General features: G+C 65.0%; 1 protein-coding gene. It reads right to left on the bottom strand.

The window, feature by feature from the left end:
- Nucleotides 1-1,061 (bottom strand): elongation factor Tu (tuf, locus tag IE266_RS26740; RefSeq protein ID WP_189683184.1); only part of this gene is annotated, 1,061 nt, incomplete at both ends.

The following is a 1,061-nucleotide window of genomic DNA, read 5'->3' as shown; positions in this document are numbered from 1 at the left end:
GCGAAGCGCAGGCCCTGCTCCATGGCGATCGGGGCGATCAGTTCCACGGTGAACTTCAGGTTGTCGCCGGGCATCACCATCTCGGTGCCTTCCGGCAGTTCAACGGTCCCGGTCACGTCGGTGGTCCGGAAGTAGAACTGCGGGCGGTAGTTGGCGAAGAACGGGGTGTGACGGCCGCCTTCTTCCTTGGTCAGGATATAGACCTCGGCTTCGAAGTTGGTGTGCGGGGTCACCGAACCGGGCTTGCAGAGCACCTGGCCACGTTCGACGCCTTCACGGTCGACGCCGCGCAGCAGCGCGCCGATGTTGTCGCCGGCTTCACCGCGGTCGAGCAGCTTGCGGAACATCTCGACGCCGGTGCAGGTGGTCTTCTTGGTGGCCTTGATGCCGACGATCTCGATTTCGTCGCCGACGTTGATCACGCCACGCTCGACACGGCCGGTCACCACGGTGCCGCGGCCCGAGATCGAGAACACGTCTTCGATCGGCATCAGGAACGGCTGGTCGACAGCGCGCTCGGGGGTCGGGATCCACTCGTCGACGGCCTTCATCAGCGCGCGCACCGACTGCTCGCCGATTTCCGGCATCTCGCCGATCAGCGCCTGGTGGGCCGAGCCCTTGATGATCGGGATGTCGTCGCCCGGGTAGTCGTAGTTCGACAGCAGCTCGCGCAGTTCCATCTCGACGAGCTCGAGCAGCTCCTCGTCATCGACCAGGTCGACCTTGTTCATGTAGACGACCATGGTCGGGATACCGACCTGGCGGCCGAGCAGGATGTGCTCGCGGGTCTGCGGCATCGGGCCGTCCGAGGCCGCGCAGACCAGGATCGCGCCGTCCATCTGGGCCGCGCCGGTGATCATGTTCTTCACGTAGTCGGCGTGGCCGGGGCAGTCGACGTGCGCATAGTGGCGCGCTTCGGTCTCGTATTCCACGTGCGCGGTCGAGATCGTGATCCCGCGGGCCTTCTCTTCCGGCGCTGCGTCGATCTGGTCATAGGCCTTGAAGTCGCCGAAATACTTGGTGATCGCCGCCGTCAGCGTCGTCTTGCCGTGGTCAACGTG

This window comes from Seohaeicola zhoushanensis, from assembly GCF_014656415.1.
GTDB classification, from domain to species: Bacteria; Pseudomonadota; Alphaproteobacteria; order Rhodobacterales; family Rhodobacteraceae; genus Seohaeicola_A; species Seohaeicola_A zhoushanensis.
Note: the sequence above shows the minus strand (reverse complement) of the source record. Positions and strands in the feature narration are given on the sequence as shown.